This window comes from Bacillus sp. FSL M7-1020 (genome assembly GCF_038050415.1).
GTDB lineage: Bacteria > Bacillota > Bacilli > Bacillales > Bacillaceae_G > Bacillus_A > Bacillus_A toyonensis.
This window is the reverse complement of record NZ_JBBOTW010000001.1, coordinates 3626235-3644299: the sequence shown is the minus strand read 5'-3', so window position 1 is coordinate 3644299 and position 18065 is coordinate 3626235. Positions and strand designations below refer to the sequence as shown.

Genomic DNA, 18065 nt, shown 5'->3' with positions numbered 1-18065 from the left:
TAAACATTGCATGAAGGTCAATTCTCTCGTTATGATAGATGATATTCTATTGGAAATATGAAAAGGAGTTAAAATATGCCGTTTACATTTGCGCATCCAGCAGCTGTTCTCCCTTTTTCTAAAAAGCAGGTTAATTATATTTCAGTAACGGCTCTTATATTAGGTAGTATGGCACCTGACTTTGAATATTTTTTACACTTTAGACCGTATGGCGTGATTGGACATACGTGGCTTGGGTTCTTATATTTAAATTTACCTCTTGTCTTTCTATTAGCATACATATATCATTACATTTTAAAAAAGCCGTTTATAACACATTTAGCTAAACCATTTGCTGGCTACTATACATATGCAGTAGATGAGAGGTGGGGACTTCATACATGGAAGGATTTCTTTGTATTTTGCTATTCTGCTTTATTTGGTATGCTCACGCATGTTGTTTGGGATGCGTTTACTCATAATACAGGCTACTTCGTTATGGAAATACCATTGTTACAAAGAGAATTACATAGTATTCCGGTGTATAAATATATGCAACATGGGAGTACATGTGTTGGTTTATTATTACTATTACACGTACTATGGAAGTATAAAGATGAAACAGGGAAAGATATTATTATAGCTTCAGAAAAAAGGAAGTATTGGGTTTCGGCAATCATTGTGGCAACTATTATATTTATCGTTCACGCGTTCGTAAATCCCTATTTTCATATTTTCCAAATAGGGGGTATAATAGTATCTGGACTGACAAGTTCGTTTTGTGGACTTCTTATTGTTTCTATAGTTTACAAGACTAGGGACTAATTTATTTTAATGAATGATAGTGTTAGGAGAAATTAAATGATGAAAGCATGGAAAAGTATTTTTGTTTTATGTAGTTTTCTTCTTATGTTAAGTGGTTGCTTCCATCAAGAAGAAAAGAAAGCTGAACCGAAGAAGAAAGAATCTATTCCTGAAACAAAAGAATATGGTGGGCGTGAGCTAAAAAAAATTGGGCAAAAAGTGAAAGAAACAGGATGGGGTACTTTCAAGTTAGAGCAGATACATTCTGTGAATCAAACATTTGAAGTAGCACCAATGAAAATTCATGTACAAGATGTGAAAGTAATCTCTTTATCACAAATGAGTGAAGACGCAAAAAATACATTAAAAGCATATACGGCATTAACTCCTGACGAAGTAAAGCGTAGATTGGGCGATAAGGTAAGTCAAGAAGATGCTGAATTATATGCATCGCTAAGTGGAACAGAGATTAGTGATACGATTCGTTACGTTGAAATTACATATAAGGTGGAAAATAGCGGGAATAAAAATATGCAATTTTTCTCTATGAATGATGTTACGATTAATGATAAGCAACATTTTAAAGTAGCGACTCAAAACTTTTTATATGATGAAGATACGCTCGTTGGTACGAAAAATGTATCAAGAGAAGATTATAAGCCTGGTGAAACAAGAGATGGAATTATCGGTTTAATACTTGATGATGGAAAAGAAAAGGTAAAGGATATTAAATTTACAACGGATGATTTAATGGCAGGAGACACAGAAACACAAGAAACTGTTAAAGAATCACAAAGTTTTAACATTTCACTTTCTGAGTAATATGTTTTTAAAATGATATAAGGAAAAACAGTCAGCATTCTATATATTATGCTGACTGTTTTTTTATTTCTTTTATGTATGAATCTACATTTTGAAAAGGCACTTTAATTTTAAACGCATCTTTTTGTTCATTAAATTGTTTTTCATTATAGGGACCGAAACGTTTATTGTGCTTTACGTCAATAATCCAATAATGTTCACTTTTTTTATTTGCAATTGCTGCGTCAGGGTTATTTGGATCTGACTTTTCCTCTGTTTGTTTTACAATAATGTATTTATCATCCCAAGCGATGTCTGTAATTTTGGCAGGGATGTATTGTGTGGCATATACAGCATCTTGCGTAGGGAACAGTTCAAATGCATTTCCAGAAGTACGTATGAGTTCGTATTCATCGTTAATCGTATAAGATACATGGTTTGTATTTCCTGTACAAGCAGTTAATAGGACGGCGACGAATAGGATTATCCATTTTTTCAATATGGGAACCTCCTTTACAATGCTGTTGTAACACATTGTACAAGAAAAGTAAGAGAAACGCCAGTTTACAATGTTTTTTAGAAGTGGTACGATGTAACGGGTAAAGAAGGATACGAAGGAGTCGACATAAAATGAAGTTGAAGATGCATCGTCCAGCGCTTGTAATGAATCGCATAGGTGCTTCCCTAATTGACATGTTTTTAATCTCGGTTATGTATGGTGCAGTAGTAGCTGTTATGACCGGAAACTATAGTGCTATTTTTAATCGGTTTAATATAAGTTTCGGTGACTATAGATATGATCTCGCAGTAGTTTTCATATTAATGGTTCTATATTTTATTTTGTTACCTTTTATTTGGAACGGTGTTACACTTGGGAAAAAAATAACGAGAACAAAATTGATTTCATTGACGAGTGAAAAATTAACGTTGCAAACATTAACTTTACGATTTTTTGTATTGTTATTACCGAACATGTTGTTACTTGGAATTCCGTTAATATGCAACGTATATATGATGTTGTTCCGCAAAGATAATTGCGGTTTTCATGATTTAATTACAAAGACAAAAGTGATGAATCTAGTATAATAAAAAACCTTTTTATGCTTGTACATAAAAAGGTTTTTTATTATGGAAGGATATTTTTCGAAGTAGAAAGTCCTTTTTCAATAGATTGAAAATTAAGAAAATGGTATAATAAATGAAAATAATATCTTTATATAATGAAGGGGGAAGTTGTAATGACGGGAGGTAGCATAATCTTTTGGGGGATTTTAATTTTCGTTGGTCTCGTTTTCGATCAGTGTAATAGTAAGAAAAAAGAAGGAGTAAAAAAGTAATCGCTTACAAATAAAAGAGTAACTTTTCTTGCTTGCAGACTAATCTTATAAAGGAGTATACTGAATGACGGTAAGACTTATAGAAGGGGTAATGAAAATGAAGCTTGCAGGAAAAGTTGCTATCGTAACTGGCGGTGGCATCGGTATTGGACGTAATACAGCTCTTTTGTTGGCTAAACAAGGCGCAAAAGTAATTGTGACGGACATTGATCAAGATAGTGGACAAGCAACAGTGGAGGAAATTACGAATCTAGGCGGAGAAGCCCTTTTTGTATCCTATGATATGGAAAAACAAGGAGATTGGCAACGTGTTATCAGTATTACTTTGAATGCATTCAGTCGCATTGATATGCTTTTTCAAAATGCTGGTTTATATAAAATAGATTCTATTTTTTCTCGCCAACAAGAGAACGATTCCAATGTACTTTGTATTAATGACGTTTGGATAGAGATAAAACAATTAACGTCATCTTTTATGAAACAGCAAGAAGAAGTGGTGCTTAGTGACTTACCGATTTTCGGTATTATTAGCACGAAAGGACAATCATTTCATACAGTAGAAGCCCTAGTATAATAATGAAAACCGCCCTCAATGTATGTGGACGGTTTTTTTGTATGTTATATACAAGAAAATTTTTTTAGCGAATACGTTGTTCGGTTTGGCTATCAAAGAAATGCGCTTTATTTAAATCAAATGCTAATTTAATTTGGTCTCCAGGTGAGAATATATGTCTTGCATCAACACGTGCTGCAAAATCTTGATTTCCAAGTTTCATATATAAAATGGATTCAGCACCTAACAACTCAGCAACTTCAATTTTTGATGTGAAAGTAGTAGATTGTGAAGCCTCTAAAAATAGTAGTTCATCATGAATATCTTCAGGACGAATTCCTAAAACGATTTCCTTATTTACATAACCTTGTTCACGTAATAATTTCATTTTTCCTTCAGATACTTTGATTTTCAATGAATTATCTATAACGAAATCAGTTTCAGTTAATGTACCACGGAAGAAATTCATAGCTGGAGAGCCAATAAATCCGCCAACAAAAATGTTTTCAGGTGTTTCATATACTTCTTTTGGAGTTCCAATTTGTTGAATCTTTCCGTCCTTCATAACAACAAGACGGGAAGCCATTGTCATTGCTTCTGTTTGATCATGTGTTACATAAATTGTCGTTGTTCCAAGGCGATGGTGTAACTTAGAAATTTCTGAGCGCATTGCAACACGGAGTTTTGCATCTAAGTTTGATAATGGTTCATCCATTAAGAAAACTTTCGCGTCTCGAACGATTGCTCTACCTAACGCAACACGTTGGCGTTGTCCACCTGATAACGCTTTTGGTTTTCTATCTAAATATTGTTCAAGCCCTAAAATTCGTGCGGCATCTTTCACACGACGATCGATTTCATCTTTTGGTATTTTTCGAAGCTTTAATCCAAATGCCATATTATCATATACACTCATATGTGGATAAAGAGCATAGTTTTGGAAAACCATTGCGATATCACGATCTTTTGGAGGAACATCATTCATTAGCTTACCATCAATTGAAAATTCTCCTTTTGAAATATCTTCAAGTCCAGCTACCATTCGTAATGTTGTAGATTTTCCGCATCCAGAAGGACCAACAAATACGATAAACTCTTTATCTTGAATGTGTAAATTAAAATCTGTTACAGCGGTTACGTTATTATCATATATTTTATAAATGTTTTCTAATTTCAGTTCTGCCATGGTATTTCCCCCTAGAAAAAATTATGCAAACGTTTTCTTTGAATTTATTATAAACGAATAGATTCAAAAAATAAATAAAAAAATAAAACGTTTTCATTTATTCGAGTGATATGTAGTAGTTTTCATATGTTTTCCTAGAAAAAGAAGGATAAAAATTGTAAGCGCTATTTTAAATTAAGATAGAATCTGTTATCATTCATTAGTGAAAACGTTTGCGCCTTGGGGAGAAAGAGAAGAATGAATTACTAATGAAATGGGGTAGCATAATGGAAAAACAATGGTGGAAAGAAAGTGTAGTATATCAAATTTATCCTCGTAGCTTTATGGATAGTAATGGTGATGGTATAGGGGATCTTCGTGGTATTATTTCAAAGCTAGATTACTTAAAAGAATTAGGGATTGATGTAATTTGGTTATCGCCAGTCTATGAATCTCCAAATGATGATAATGGTTATGATATAAGTGATTATTGTAAAATTATGAACGAGTTCGGAACAATGGAAGATTGGGATGAGCTATTACATGAAATGCATGAACGTAATATGAAACTTATGATGGATTTAGTTGTTAATCATACTTCTGATGAACATAATTGGTTTATTGAATCACGTAAATCAACAGATAATAAATATAGAGATTACTATATATGGCGTTCTGGAAAAGAAGGGAAAGAGCCGAATAACTGGGGAGCAGCTTTTAGTGGATCTGCATGGCAATATGATGAAATGACAGATGAGTATTATTTACATCTGTTTTCTAAAAAACAGCCGGATTTAAATTGGGATAATGAACAGGTAAGACAAGATGTTTATGAAATGATGAAGTTTTGGTTAGAAAAAGGAATTGATGGATTCCGCATGGATGTTATCAATTTTATTTCTAAAGAAGAAGGTTTACCGACTGTTGAAACAGAAGAAGAGGGGTATGTTTCAGGTCATAAGCATTTTATGAACGGTCCAAACATTCATAAATATTTGCATGAAATGAATGAAGAAGTATTGTCTCATTATGATATTATGACGGTTGGTGAAATGCCTGGTGTAACGACAGAAGAAGCTAAATTGTATACAGGAGAAGCTAGAAAAGAACTACAAATGGTATTTCAATTTGAACATATGGATTTAGATTCAGGAGAAGGCGGAAAATGGGATGTAAAACCATGTCCACTTCTTACTTTAAAACAGAATTTAACAAAGTGGCAAAAAGCATTAGAGCATACAGGATGGAATAGCCTGTATTGGAATAACCATGATCAGCCACGCGTTGTATCTCGTTTTGGTAATGATGGGATGTATCGTACTGAATCTGCGAAAATGTTAGCGACGGTGCTTCATATGATGAAAGGAACACCATATATTTATCAAGGAGAAGAAATCGGAATGACTAACGTTCGATTCGAATCAATTGATGAATATCGAGATATTGAAACGCTAAATATGTATAAAGAAAAAGTGATAGACCGTGGTGAAGATAAAGAAAAAGTCATGGAATCTATTTATATAAAAGGTCGTGATAATGCTAGAACTCCGATGCAGTGGGATGATCAGTATCACGCTGGATTTACAACGGGTGAACCTTGGATTACGGTAAACCCTAATTACAAAGAGATTAATGTGAAACAAGCAATCCAAGACGAAGGATCAATTTTTTATTACTATAAGAAATTAATTGAGTTACGCAAAAATAATGAAATAGTTGTGTATGGATCGTATGATTTAATACTAGATAATAGCCCTTCTATTTTTGCTTATGTAAGAACATATGGAGAAGAAAAGCTACTTGTGATTGCAAACTTCACTGCGGATCAATGTGTATTTGAATTGCCTGAGAACATTGTTTATAGTGAATCAGAACTGTTAATACACAATTATGACTCGGAAAATGGATTAATGGAAAACGTTACATTGCGTCCATATGAAGCAATGGTGTATAAATTGAAATAAGAAAAAGCCTTATGTCCGAGCGGCATAAGGCTTTTTCTATTACCATTTTAATATTGAGAATCCGTGCGGTGGAAGTGTAACTTGTAATACACTTGCTTCTGCTGAAAATTCTTCGTTTGTATATATATTGACTATTTTCTTCCTTGTAATATGGATAGGGAGTGAAGCTGTAATTTCATCGTTAGTAGGATTTAAAACGAAAAAGATAGTTTCATCTCCATATGTTTTCGTATAAGAAATGTAATTATGTTCATCATTTGCTTCGATGAATTGGAATGTACCATGTCCTCCAAATGCTTTATATTGTTTTCGTAATGAAAGTAATGTTTGTATATGTGTAAATAATACATGGTCTTGTTCTTTTGTATCCCAAATCATACATTTGCGGCAATCCGGGTCCATGCCGCCATCCATACCGATTTCGTCTCCATAATAAATACAAGGAGAGCCGATGTAAGAAAGATGGAATACATAGAGTAACTTTAACTTATTTTTATCTCCGTTACATGTTGTTAATATTCTTGGTGTATCATGGCTGTCTAATAAATGAAATGCGGCTTCATTTATATTCATAGAGTAGGAATGTAGGGATTCTGTAATTTGTTTCATGAATTCACTTGCTTTAATGGAATTGTTAGCAAAGTAAGAAAGTAGAGCATTTGTAACAGGATAGCTCATGACAGCATCAAATTGATCTCCGTGTAGCCATGGGAGGGCGTCGTGCCAAATTTCTCCTAAAATATATACTTCAGGATTTAACGCCTTTATCTCACTTCGGAATTCTCTCCAAAAGCAGTGGTCAACTTCATTTGCTACATCAAGGCGCCAACCGTCTATATTGAATTCTCTTACCCAATAACGCCCTACTTCAAGTAAATATTCTTTTACATCTGGGTGTGCAGTATTTAATTTAGGCATATACGGTGTAAATGCGAAAGTATCATAATTAGGAAGTGGCTCGGTTATAATTGGGAATTCATGAATGTGGAACCACTCTTTATAGGCTGACTTTTCACCATGTTCTAGTACGTCCTGGAATTTATCGAAAAAGTAGCCACTATGATTAAACACAGCATCGAGCATTACTTTTATACCGTGTTTATGACATGCCCCAACAAGTTCTTTGAAAGTTTCTTTCGTCCCGAATTGCGGATCGATTTCCATGTAGTCAATAGTGTCATATTTATGGTTTGAATGAGCTTTAAAAATAGGTGTGAAGTATATTCCGGAAATCCCAAGTTTAACAAGGTAATCAAGGTTTTGAATAATACCAGCAAAATCTCCTCCGAAAAAATTAGTTGGAGTTGGTTCGGTACTTCCCCAAGGGAGGGTGTTTGCTGGATTTAATGTGCTGTCCCCGTTAGCGAATCGTTCTGGGAAGATTTGATACCATACTGTGTCCTTAATCCAAGGTGGTGCCATGAAAACGTCTTTTGTATGAATGAATGGAAAGCAGAAAAAGTTACCGACATCGTCATCTGGAATGTTTGAGAAAAAGCCTCGTTCTGCATAAATAAGAGTTTCTGTCTCAGTTTTTAATTCGAATCCATAACGTAAGCGCTTAAATTTTGGTTCGATTGAAATGGACCAATAATCAAATAATGCAGTAGAACCAGTTTTGTTCATCGGCGTATTTGACGTAATCCATTTTCCATCTGTCCATTCGTAAGGGTCACCATAAATAAGAGTGGCGATTTGAACATCGTTTCTCTTAGTACGTATTCGGATGTGAATTGTTTTTTCATCGTAAGCGTATGCATAATTATCTTTCGGCCTATGGTAAACGGCTTCTTTAAGCATATAGAAAATCCCCCTTTAATATCTCTATACATATTATTCCCTTAAATGTAATAATAAAGCCTGTATTGCAAACGATTGCCTTTCTATTAGCTTTAATATTGCTTATAAGAGTAGTATTCATTTCATATAAAGTCAATGTATAAAGAGCATAATGACATTATTTTTAAAATTAATATTTGCAAAATGAATAAAAGAATGTATAATGATAGACAAATAGCGCAAACGTTTTCGTAGATTTGAGATAAGGTTTGCGCTTCTATTAAACTTTCAAATGCAAACGTTTTCAATTAGTGAGGTACATAGACAATTTAGGGAGGTTTTTGGGGATGAAGAAAGCATTATCATTATTAACGGTTTCGGCATTATCAATTGGTATGTTATCTGCATGTGGGCCGAAAGATTCAGGGAAAAAAGAGGAAAGTAAAGCGAAGAAAGACTATGACCTTCTCGTTTGGGAAGATGATAAAAAAGGCGTTGGTTTAGAACCAGCAGTGAAAAGCTTTGAGGAAAAATATAAAGTAAAAGTAAAAGTTGTTGAAATGCAAATGACAGATCAAGTGAAGAAGTTACGTCTTGATGGACCAGCGGGGACTGGACCGGATGTTGTAACATTGCCACACGATCAAATCGGAAATGCAGTAACAGAGGGCTTACTTTCTGAAGTGAAAGCAGATGATGCTGTTAAGAGTAAGTTTACTGATTTATCAATAGAAGCACAGACATATAACGGGAAACTATATGGCTTACCAAAAGCGATTGAAACACCAGTCTTTATTTACAATAAAAAGTTTATGCAAAAAGCACCAGAAACAATGGACGAATTGTTTAACTTCTCAAAAGATTTTACAAAGGATGGCAAGTACGGATTTTTAACATTAGGAGATAATTTCTACTTTGCTAATGCATTCATGGCAGGTATGGGTGGTTATGTGTTTGGTGAAAAAGATGGAAAACCAAATGCAAGTGATGTTGGGTTAAATAATAGTGGTGCTGTACAAGGTGCTGAATATCTTCAGAAATGGTACAAAGAAAAACTATTCCCGAAAGGTATTATCGGTGAATCTGGTGGACCTGCTGCTGATGGATTATTTAATGAAGGAAAAGCAGCTTCTATCATGAACGGACCATGGGCGTTCCAAGCGATGGAAAAGAACGGAATTGATTATGGTGTTGCTCCAATGCCAAAATTACCAAATGGTCAACCGATGAAAACGTTCGTTGGGGTAAAAGGATGGCATGTAACAAGCTTCTCTAAACAAAATGATTTAGCTACTAAATTCACTGAATGGGTAACGAATGAAGAAAACGCGAAAATTAGATTTGAGAAAACGAAAGAAATTCCGCCAGTAAAATCAGTAATGGAAGATCCGATTATTAAAGATAACGAAGCTGCAAAAGCGGTTGCAACGCAATCAGAAAATGGAATTCCAATGCCAAACATTCCAGAAATGCAAGAAGTATGGAAACCAGCTGGAGATGCCCTTCAATTAGTTGTTACAGATAAAGAGGCGCCAAAAGCAGCTCTTGATAGTGCAGTGAAGCAAATTAAAGGTAATATTGAGGCAAATCATAACAAGAAAAAATAAGGTGAAGTTCGTGCCTCTAATATGAGGGGCACGAATTCTCTCCCTTCCAAGTAGGAAGAAAAAAGGGGGAAGGAATATGCAAACATCTATGGAACCAATGAAAGATATGAACGGTTCAAAACATAGGAAAATGGCAACCATGTTATCAATCATTCCGGGCGTGGGCCAAATGTATAATAAACAATTTGTAAAAGGTCTTATTTTTCTAGTATTAACAGGTTCATTTATTGTAGCCTTTGCTGATTTATTAAATATGGGATTATGGGGGATTGTAACGCTTGGTACAGAAGTTCCACGTGATCATTCTGTCTTTCTATTAGTGGAAGGGATCTTAGCACTTATCGTTATCGGGTTTGGACTCGGAATATATGCATTTAATTTATATGATGCGTATCAAAATGGAAAGAAACGTGATATCGGAACACCTTTAAACTCTGTAAAAGAGCAATACCGTAATTTATTAGATCAAGGCTTTCCGTATTTAATGGTTTCGCCAGGTTTTCTACTACTTATCTTTGTTGTTGTATTTCCAATCATTTTCGTAATTTTAATTGGATTTACGAACTATGATTTATATCATTCTCCTCCAGCTAAATTAGTAGATTGGGTGGGCTTTAAAAACTTTATTGATATTTTCACACTACCGATGTGGAGAGAGACATTTTTAAGTGTATTCTCTTGGACGGTCATTTGGACATTCGTTGCAACGACATTACAAGTTGCACTCGGTATTTTTTTAGCGATTATCGTAAATCAGCCTGGTATTAAAGGGAAGGCAATTATTCGAACAATCTTCATTTTACCGTGGGCTGTTCCAGCATTCGTATCTATTCTTGTTTTCTCTGGTATGTTTAATGAAACGTTTGGAGCAATTAACAATCAAGTATTGGCGTTATTCGGAATTGAAAAGATAGCTTGGATGACAGATCCATTTTGGGCGAAGATAGCTTTAATTATGATTCAAACGTGGCTTGGGTTCCCATTCGTCTTTGCAATGACAACAGGTATTTTGCAATCGATTCCAGGAGAATTATATGAAGCGGCTACAGTAGATGGAGCGACAGCTTGGCAACAGTTTCGTAAAATTACATTGCCACTTGTTTTATATGCAACAGCACCAATATTAATTACGCAATATACGTTTAACTTTAATAACTTTAGTATTATCTATCTATTTAACGGCGGAGGACCTGCTGTAGCTGGACAAGATGCAGGTGGAACAGATATTTTAATTTCATGGATTTATAAGTTGACGATGACTTCAGCGCAGTACGGGAAAGCAGCAGCTCTTACAATGATTTTATCGTTAATCGTTATTACAGTTGCGTTATGGCAATTTAAGAGAACAAAATCATTCCAAGAAGAGGATATGATGTAAATGAATATTAAAAGACAGAAGATGTTACGTCTCTCATTAAGCTATTTCGTTATTTTTGTAATGTGTGCCATAATTTTCTATCCATTATTATGGATTATTGGCTCATCGTTTAATCCGGGTGATAGTTTATCTGGATCAAGTATTATTCCGCAAAATGCAACGTTAGATCATTATCGTAAGTTATTAGATCTAGAGAATAGTAATTACTTACTATGGTATAAAAACACATTAAAAGTAAGTGTTTTAACGATGATTTTCTCAGTGTTAGCAATTAGTTTTACTGCTTATGCATTTTCGAGATACCGTTTTGTTGGAAGAAAAAATGGCTTACTAACATTTTTAATTCTGCAAATGATTCCGAACTTTGCAGCGTTAATCGCTCTATACGTATTAGCGCAGTTAACAGGATTAATTGATACACACCTTGCATTAATTTTAATTTATGTAGGCGGGGCAATCCCTATGAATACATGGCTTATGAAAGGGTATTTTGATACGATTCCGAAAGAATTGGATGAGTCAGCTCGTATGGATGGAGCAGGGCATTTTCGTATTTTTTGGCAAATCATTATGCCGCTTGCAAAGCCAATCGTAGCGGTTGTAGCGTTATTCACTTTCATCGGTCCATTTACAGATTTCATTTTAGCGAGTATCATTTTGCGCACACCAGAAAATTATACTTTAGCAGTTGGATTATATGAAATGGTAGCGAAGAAATTTGGTAATGAATTTACGACGTTTGCAGCGGGTTCAGTATTAATTGCAATCCCAATTTCAATTTTATTCCTATCACTACAAAAATACTTTATCTCTGGTTTAACAGCTGGAGGTACGAAAGGATGAAAAATGGGACATTACGTCCCATTTTTCTTTTCATCTCCCTATAAAAAGCTTTATAGGGAGATGAAAAGAGATTTGACATCACATGTGAAAATAAGTGAAATAAATAGTATATTATAGTATAGGAAAAAAGAGCTATATCCCTTACAATACATGGAGAGGGAGAATATGATAAGTTTTGCAAGATAAAATAAATAAATGAAAGTTTATGACTTCTCCTATGACTTGCAACGAGTGCAAGATAAAATATATGAAAAATGGCAGAGAAGTGAGAGGAGGGGATTTTTTATGACAGTTACAATTAAAGATGTGGCGAAGAAGGCGAACGTAGCACCATCAACTGTTTCTCGTGTAATTGCTGATAATCCAAGTATAAGTGAAAAGACAAAGCGCCGTGTTCGAAAAGTAATGAGTGAATTAGGATATCATCCAAATTTAAATGCAAGAAACCTTGCGAACCAAACGACGAAGACACTTGGTCTTGTTATGCCAAGCTCTGCAAGTAAAGCTTTTCAAAATCCGTTTTTCCCGGAAGTTATAAGAGGAATTAGTTCATTTGCACATGTGGAAGGGTATGCACTTTATATGTCGACAGGTGAAACGGAAGATGAAATTTTTAATGGTGTTGTAAAAATGGTACAAGGGCGTCAAATTGGTGGTATTATTCTTTTATATTCAAGAGAGAACGATCGGATTATTCAATACTTGCATGACCAAAACTTCCCGTTTGTTTTAATTGGAAAACCATATGATCGAAAAGATGAAATCACATATGTAGATAATGACAATTATACAGCTGCAAGAGAAGTGGCAGAATATTTAATTTCACTAGGACATAAACAGGTCGCGTTCATTGGTGGTGGCTCAGATTTACTTGTAACAAGAGATCGTTTAGCAGGTATGAGTGATGCTTTAAAATTAGCAGACATTGTATTACCGAAAGAGTATATTTTACATTTTGATTTTTCAAGGGAAAGTGGTCAACAAGCTGTTGAAGAGTTAATGGGACTAAAACAACCACCGACAGCAATTATAGCTACGGATGATTTAATTGGACTTGGTGTGTTAAGTGCGCTTTCTAAAAAAGGATTCGTTGTACCGAAAGACGTTTCAATTGTAAGCTTTAATAATGCTTTATTATCAGAAATTGCGAGTCCGCCGCTTTCAACAGTTGATGTGAATATATATCAGTTAGGATATGAAGCAGCAAAAGCTTTAGTTGATAAAGTGGAGAATGCTGAATCTACTGCCAAGTGTATCATTATTCCGCATAAATTATTGAAGCGTCAAACATGTGATCATTATGCAAAAAAAAGCTAGGAGTTTAACTCTTAGCTTTTTTTTGTAGAAAGGCTTCTAAACGATCACAGCCTTCTTTTAAAGTTTCGATACTATATGCATAGGAAAGGCGAAGATAACCTTCACCATACTCAGAAAATGCTGTTCCAGGAACGATGGCTAGTCCAGCTTCTTTTACTAGATCAAGTGCAAAATCAAATGATGAAGATGTTAAATGGCCAACATATGGGAATAAGTAAAATGCACCTGTTGGTTTTTCAACTGTTAGCCCCATTTGAGTGAGTCTATTATATACGTAATCACGGCGTTTTTTGTATTGGTGGCGCATCATCTTCGGTGCGTCTTTAGCGGCAGTTAATGCTTCGATTGCGGCATATTGGGCGATTGAAGTAGCACATGTTACATTGTATTGATGAACTTTTAAAATATGTCCTGCTAAATAGTTTGGTGCGAATAAAAGTCCAACACGCCAGCCAGTCATAGAATGTGATTTAGATAAACCGTTAATGACGATCGTCTTTTCACGCATTTCTGGGAAATGGGCGATAGATGTGTGTTTTTCTTCGTATACAAGTTCGCTGTAAATTTCATCTGAAAGAACAAAAATATTTTTATCTTTTAAGACTGATACAATATCTTTTAATTCTTCTTTTGATAAAGTTACACCAGTTGGATTAGAAGGATATGGCAGTACGACGCATCTCGTTTTTTCTGTAATAGCATTTTCTAGTGCTGCAGCAGTTAAACGAAATCCAGTTTCACGAACATCTACAAAAATTGGCGTTGCGCCGCATAGTCGAATAATAGGCTCGTAACCTGGATAAATAGGAGCAGGCAAAATTACTTCTGTCCCGGGCTCTAAAATCGTTCGGAATGCAACGTCAATTGCTTCACTAGCACCGATTGTAACGATGGTTTCGTTTTCAGCTGAATAATGTAAATCGTAGTTATCTTTTACAAAGTTACAAGCGGCCTTTCGTAATTCTAGTAAACCAGCGTTATGTGTGTAGCTTGTATAATTTTCTGTAATGGCCCGTTTTGCCGCTTCTTTTACGAGAGAAGGTGTAGGGAAATCGGGTTGCCCAATTGTTAAAGAGATAAGATTATCATAGTTTTGAATCATATTAGAGAATTGGCGGATTCCAGAAATTTGGATGTCCTTTACTCTAGGATTAATGAATTGTTCCATTGTATCTCCCTTTCTTCCGTTTGAAAATTAAGTTCATTTTATCATACTTTCTATGATTGCGCTTTGTATATGAAATTTAGAAAGAGAGAACAGAAAAAAAGCCGCTATAAGCGGCTTTTTAGTATCCGTATTCCCAATCTATTTCATCTTCATTCCAAAGTACAGAGGATACTTTGCCAAGGTGAACAACTGATTCGTTCACAGCACATGTGCAATCTGCTTCTCCTGTTTTATGCTGTAATTCCTCATACACTGATTTTTCAACATTTTCTAGAACTACCAAATTTTCTTCTTTTAAAACAAGCGTAGTACCTGCCATATTTATCTTCCTCCTACTAAAGTAATGATCACTTATTTGTAAACATAGATAGTATGGATTATATGCTGTATTTTACTATAGTTGTCCGTCTAGTGAAGTATTTTTTATATTTTCTTTGTAATCCGTATTCATTGTATACTGCATGAAGGAAATTTGGTACAGGGTTTACAATCATTTCGAAAATCTGTAACAATTAATATGTGTTGTTAACAAAGAATTAACAAATATGTTAAGAAAAATCAAAATTTTAAAACAAATAAACTAATAAAATGATATAATCATATCAAAATACATATAGGGGATGAGAGGCTATGGAGCTTATCCGTGATTTATTGATCCAAATTGCCATCATTATTTTGCCATTATTTTTATATGAAGCGATTCGTTTAAATCGCTATCAAGAAATGCCTCCGAAGCCGAATCGTTACTTTATTATGTTTTTATCTAGCGTTACGCTCGTTCTCTCCATGACATATTCTATTTGTTTTGACAATGTTTGCGGGTATAACTTTCACCCAATCCCAATTGTCAGTGGTTTTTTATATGGTGGGATTGTCGGTTTAATCCCAGCAGTTATTTTTGTTACATATGAATGGGCACTAAAAGGAATGAGCATTCTTCCAGTTGTAGAAGTAATATTTCTATTGATAGTTCCATTGTTCTTATCAAAGAAATGGTCTCTTTTTTCAAGGGGTAAGAAGCTAATTTTAGCATTTATGATTTCGTCATTTTATGTGTTGGTTTTTCTAGTATTTGGTATAATTAATGTGCTGTTAGAAACAGGTTTTACACCGTATATTTCGCAAATATATAGCGGATTTATATTTGCCTCGCTTATTATGGTTATGACTATGGTATTTCAGGTGTATTTAACGGAATATTTAAATGAAAACGCATTACTACGTACTGAGATGCAAAAATCAGAAAAACTTAATATCGTAAGTGAATTAGCAGCAAGTGTTGCACATGAGGTTCGAAATCCGCTCACTGTTGTTCGTGGATTTATCCAATTGCTAGAAAGTACGGAAGAAATGAAGAATAAGGACTATATGCGTCTCGTATTAGCTGAATTAGATCGGGCGGAACAAATTATTTCAGATTATTTAAATTTAGCAAGACCGCAAATTGAGAAAAAAGAACACATTTGTTTATCCGCGCAACTTATAGAAATGACTACTTTAATGTCATCATTTGCAGCGATGCAAGGTGTATATTTGCAAGTTGAGATTTCTGAGAGCCTTTATACGATTGGTGATAAGACGAAATTGAAGCAAGCTATTATGAATGTTGTTAAAAATGGTATTGAAGCAATTCAAGGAAATAAAGGATATTTAAAAGTAACGGCTGTTCAAAAAGACGAAACAATCGTAATAAGAGTTAAAGATAGTGGCGTTGGTATGACAAAAGAACAGTTAGCAAGGCTTGGACAACCGTATTATTCTTTAAAAGAAAAAGGGACAGGATTAGGACTTATGGTGACATTTAGTATTTTACAAGCGCATAATGGTACACTGGAATATAAAAGCGAAAGCGGAAAAGGTACTGAAGCGATTATTATATTACCAGCTGTAAGAAGTAAGGAATAAAAGTTACCGATGGAAGGTAACTTTTTATTGTATATTGTTTATTCGTTTGTTCTTTCTTGTTTTGTTCGGCTAAATAAACTTTTAAATGAATGGAAGAAACCTTGTTCTTTTGAGGCGGCGACCATTCTTTTTGTTTCTTGAATTTCGCGAATAACTTGCATAAGTTGTGTATCACGGTTACTGTCTTTATGATAAATTTGATTAACGAGTTTATTCATTTTTTCTTCTTGCTTGGATTCTCGTTTATACATATGATTCATTAATAAGTCCATCTTTTCTTTTTGCAAGGCATCTGTTTGAGCGGCGTGATCAACTAACTCTTGTAGCATTTTTTCTTGAGAGCCTTCTTTTACATAAACTTGTTGCATCAATTCATCTAATTTTTCATCTTTCAAACGATTTTGTGTAATTAGAGTAGAATTTTGATGAATAATTGCTTCATTTAATTGAGCGAGCATTTCGAGTTTTAACATGAACTCCTCAAAGTTACGCCCATCTTCTTTTTCTTTCGTTTGTATTTCTTGCTTATCTTGTATAGCGGGTACAGGCGGGGCCTCTTTTTCTTTTAAAATAATAGGTATCGTTTCTGAAATATCTTCTTGCAGTTTAGCAGCTCTTTCATGTATAGATTTCAATAGTTTTAAATCATCCAGTTTATAAATACGAGCATCAGCTGTTTTTGAAATGATATACCCATGTTCCTCTAACAGTTGACTATATTTACGGACTATATGTTTTGGGATGCCTGTTTTATTCGTGACATCTTTTGTTTTATAGATAGCTTCCATGTTATTTCCTCCCCAAAAAGTATCGTATATATCATTTCAATCTTTTTATGAGGACTTCCTTTGAAAAAGAATGTCGGAAGGTTATTAGTTTTCTACAGCATTAGTGAAAAGATGAAGAAAAATGAGAGATTTTTGGCGGAATGGCGAAGAAGAGCTAAAATAATGTCTGAAAACATATACAGGAGAAGTTTGTTATAATAACGGAGGAAAAGAAACTGGTAGAATCATGGAGGTATACATGAAGCAATTAAAAGGTATTATCATTTCAATTATTGCAATTCTTTCTATTGTAGTAGCGGTGTATGAAGTACTTGTTCCAGAGGAAACAAGTATCAAAAAAACGAATGCGTATGATCAAGTTCTAGAATTTCCGAAAGAGCGATATCCAGAGACAGGGAAACATATTACGGATGCTATAAAAGAAGGACATTCAGAAGTTTGTACAATTGATCGTGGTGGTGCTGGAGATAGAAGGAAATTATCGTTAGCTCCATATCCATCAAAAAAAGGCTATGATCGTGATGAATGGCCAATGGCGATGTGTAAAGAAGGCGGAAAAGGGGCGCATATTGAATATATAAGTCCAGCGGATAATCGCGGAGCAGGTTCTTGGGTAGGAAATAAGTTAGATAAATATCCAGATGGTACGCGTGTGAAATTTGAAGTGAAGTAGTGTT

Annotated in this window: 18 protein-coding genes; 12 read left to right on the top strand and 6 right to left on the bottom strand. The window is 34.5% G+C overall.

The features are described from left to right. Positions 1–75: 75 nt before the first annotated feature. Together MHB70_RS18420 and MHB70_RS18415 are read left to right on the top strand one after the other, a co-directional pair. Positions 76–804 (top strand): DUF4184 family protein, encoded by a 729-nt coding sequence (locus MHB70_RS18420; RefSeq protein WP_001116885.1) that lies wholly within the window; start codon positions 76–78, stop codon positions 802–804. Between the two features lie 36 nt (positions 805–840). Continuing rightward, positions 841–1605, top strand: coding sequence for a hypothetical protein (locus MHB70_RS18415; RefSeq protein WP_000973887.1), 765 nt, complete (start codon positions 841–843; stop codon positions 1603–1605). Positions 1606–1651: 46 nt separating this feature from the next. Here the strand turns inward: MHB70_RS18415 and MHB70_RS18410 are convergent, their stop codons facing one another. Next, entirely contained in the window at positions 1652–2083 is a 432-nt protein-coding gene (locus tag MHB70_RS18410; protein ID WP_000758796.1) for a DUF3997 domain-containing protein, read from the bottom strand. A gap of 131 nt (positions 2084–2214) precedes the next feature. Here MHB70_RS18410 and MHB70_RS18405 point away from each other — a divergent pair, with 131 nt between their 5' ends. The 3 genes from MHB70_RS18405 (at position 2215) to MHB70_RS18395 (ending at position 3495) form a co-directional block, all read left to right on the top strand. After that, positions 2215–2670, top strand: a complete 456-nt coding sequence (locus tag MHB70_RS18405; protein ID WP_000769093.1) for an RDD family protein — start codon at positions 2215–2217, stop codon at positions 2668–2670. Between the two features lie 152 nt (positions 2671–2822). Then, positions 2823–2921: a hypothetical protein gene (locus tag MHB70_RS18400; protein ID WP_000145639.1), complete on the top strand. Its 99-nt coding sequence runs from the start codon at positions 2823–2825 to the stop codon at positions 2919–2921. Between the two features lie 64 nt (positions 2922–2985). After that, on the top strand, positions 2986–3495 hold the full coding sequence (locus MHB70_RS18395) for an SDR family NAD(P)-dependent oxidoreductase (protein ID WP_000218407.1): 510 nt from the start codon (positions 2986–2988) through the stop codon (positions 3493–3495). 64 nt (positions 3496–3559) lie between these two features. Here the strand turns inward: MHB70_RS18395 and MHB70_RS18390 are convergent, their stop codons facing one another. Beyond that, positions 3560–4660 (bottom strand): ABC transporter ATP-binding protein, encoded by a 1101-nt coding sequence (locus tag MHB70_RS18390; RefSeq protein ID WP_000818938.1) that lies wholly within the window; start codon positions 4658–4660, stop codon positions 3560–3562. A gap of 266 nt (positions 4661–4926) precedes the next feature. Here MHB70_RS18390 and malL point away from each other — a divergent pair, with 266 nt between their 5' ends. Further along, on the top strand, positions 4927–6603 hold the full coding sequence (gene malL / locus MHB70_RS18385) for an oligo-1,6-glucosidase (RefSeq protein WP_000415210.1): 1677 nt from the start codon (positions 4927–4929) through the stop codon (positions 6601–6603). A 39-nt stretch (positions 6604–6642) separates the two neighbouring features. Here the strand turns inward: malL and MHB70_RS18380 are convergent, their stop codons facing one another. Continuing rightward, entirely contained in the window at positions 6643–8403 is a 1761-nt protein-coding gene (locus MHB70_RS18380; protein ID WP_000910469.1) for an alpha-glycosidase, read from the bottom strand. Positions 8404–8729: 326 nt separating this feature from the next. On the opposite strand from MHB70_RS18380, the gene MHB70_RS18375 reads away from it, so the two are divergent. From MHB70_RS18375 to malR, 4 genes are all read left to right on the top strand, one after another. Continuing rightward, positions 8730–9989 (top strand): extracellular solute-binding protein, encoded by a 1260-nt coding sequence (locus tag MHB70_RS18375; protein ID WP_000709915.1) that lies wholly within the window; start codon positions 8730–8732, stop codon positions 9987–9989. Between the two features lie 76 nt (positions 9990–10065). After that, the gene (gene malC / locus MHB70_RS18370; protein WP_001195001.1) at positions 10066–11367 is read left to right on the top strand and encodes a maltosaccharide ABC transporter permease MalC; all 1302 of its coding nucleotides are present in this window, start codon (positions 10066–10068) and stop codon (positions 11365–11367) included. Beyond that, a complete protein-coding gene (malD, locus tag MHB70_RS18365) occupies positions 11368–12210 on the top strand; it encodes a maltosaccharide ABC transporter permease MalD (protein WP_001022595.1) in 843 nt (280 codons plus the stop codon). Positions 12211–12495: 285 nt separating this feature from the next. After that, positions 12496–13527, top strand: coding sequence for a maltose operon transcriptional repressor MalR (malR, locus tag MHB70_RS18360; protein WP_061529584.1), 1032 nt, complete (start codon positions 12496–12498; stop codon positions 13525–13527). Between the two features lie 4 nt (positions 13528–13531). Here the strand turns inward: malR and MHB70_RS18355 are convergent, their stop codons facing one another. After that, positions 13532–14695, bottom strand: a complete 1164-nt coding sequence (locus tag MHB70_RS18355; protein ID WP_000434560.1) for an aminotransferase A — start codon at positions 14693–14695, stop codon at positions 13532–13534. A gap of 118 nt (positions 14696–14813) precedes the next feature. Beyond that, on the bottom strand, positions 14814–15014 hold the full coding sequence (locus MHB70_RS18350; RefSeq protein ID WP_000929282.1) for a hypothetical protein: 201 nt from the start codon (positions 15012–15014) through the stop codon (positions 14814–14816). A gap of 311 nt (positions 15015–15325) precedes the next feature. Here MHB70_RS18350 and MHB70_RS18345 point away from each other — a divergent pair, with 311 nt between their 5' ends. Next, on the top strand, positions 15326–16600 hold the full coding sequence (locus tag MHB70_RS18345) for a sensor histidine kinase (RefSeq protein ID WP_000420366.1): 1275 nt from the start codon (positions 15326–15328) through the stop codon (positions 16598–16600). 38 nt (positions 16601–16638) lie between these two features. Here the strand turns inward: MHB70_RS18345 and MHB70_RS18340 are convergent, their stop codons facing one another. Further along, positions 16639–17388, bottom strand: coding sequence for a DUF3967 domain-containing protein (locus MHB70_RS18340; RefSeq protein WP_000387494.1), 750 nt, complete (start codon positions 17386–17388; stop codon positions 16639–16641). 238 nt (positions 17389–17626) lie between these two features. On the opposite strand from MHB70_RS18340, the gene nucA reads away from it, so the two are divergent. After that, positions 17627–18061 (top strand): DNA-entry nuclease, encoded by a 435-nt coding sequence (gene nucA, locus MHB70_RS18335; protein ID WP_000811503.1) that lies wholly within the window; start codon positions 17627–17629, stop codon positions 18059–18061. Positions 18062–18065: the final 4 nt, after the last annotated feature.

Bases quoted from the DNA above. Each gene is read 5' to 3' on its own strand.
- MHB70_RS18340 (WP_000387494.1), bottom strand. From the start codon at position 17,388: ATGGAAGCTATCTATAAAACAAAAGATGTCACGAATAAAACAGGCATC.
- MHB70_RS18380 (WP_000910469.1), bottom strand. From the start codon at position 8,403: ATGCTTAAAGAAGCCGTTTACCATAGGCCGAAAGATAATTATGCATAC.
- MHB70_RS18345 (WP_000420366.1), top strand. From the start codon at position 15,326: ATGGAGCTTATCCGTGATTTATTGATCCAAATTGCCATCATTATTTTG.
- malL (WP_000415210.1), top strand. From the start codon at position 4,927: ATGGAAAAACAATGGTGGAAAGAAAGTGTAGTATATCAAATTTATCCT.
- malC (WP_001195001.1), top strand. From the start codon at position 10,066: ATGCAAACATCTATGGAACCAATGAAAGATATGAACGGTTCAAAACAT.
- MHB70_RS18350 (WP_000929282.1), bottom strand. From the start codon at position 15,014: ATGGCAGGTACTACGCTTGTTTTAAAAGAAGAAAATTTGGTAGTTCTA.
- MHB70_RS18390 (WP_000818938.1), bottom strand. From the start codon at position 4,660: ATGGCAGAACTGAAATTAGAAAACATTTATAAAATATATGATAATAAC.
- MHB70_RS18405 (WP_000769093.1), top strand. From the start codon at position 2,215: ATGAAGTTGAAGATGCATCGTCCAGCGCTTGTAATGAATCGCATAGGT.
- malR (WP_061529584.1), top strand. From the start codon at position 12,496: ATGACAGTTACAATTAAAGATGTGGCGAAGAAGGCGAACGTAGCACCA.
- MHB70_RS18420 (WP_001116885.1), top strand. From the start codon at position 76: ATGCCGTTTACATTTGCGCATCCAGCAGCTGTTCTCCCTTTTTCTAAA.
- MHB70_RS18415 (WP_000973887.1), top strand. From the start codon at position 841: ATGATGAAAGCATGGAAAAGTATTTTTGTTTTATGTAGTTTTCTTCTT.
- MHB70_RS18395 (WP_000218407.1), top strand. From the start codon at position 2,986: ATGACGGTAAGACTTATAGAAGGGGTAATGAAAATGAAGCTTGCAGGA.
- nucA (WP_000811503.1), top strand. From the start codon at position 17,627: ATGAAGCAATTAAAAGGTATTATCATTTCAATTATTGCAATTCTTTCT.
- MHB70_RS18375 (WP_000709915.1), top strand. From the start codon at position 8,730: ATGAAGAAAGCATTATCATTATTAACGGTTTCGGCATTATCAATTGGT.
- malD (WP_001022595.1), top strand. From the start codon at position 11,368: ATGAATATTAAAAGACAGAAGATGTTACGTCTCTCATTAAGCTATTTC.
- MHB70_RS18355 (WP_000434560.1), bottom strand. From the start codon at position 14,695: ATGGAACAATTCATTAATCCTAGAGTAAAGGACATCCAAATTTCTGGA.
- MHB70_RS18400 (WP_000145639.1), top strand. From the start codon at position 2,823: ATGACGGGAGGTAGCATAATCTTTTGGGGGATTTTAATTTTCGTTGGT.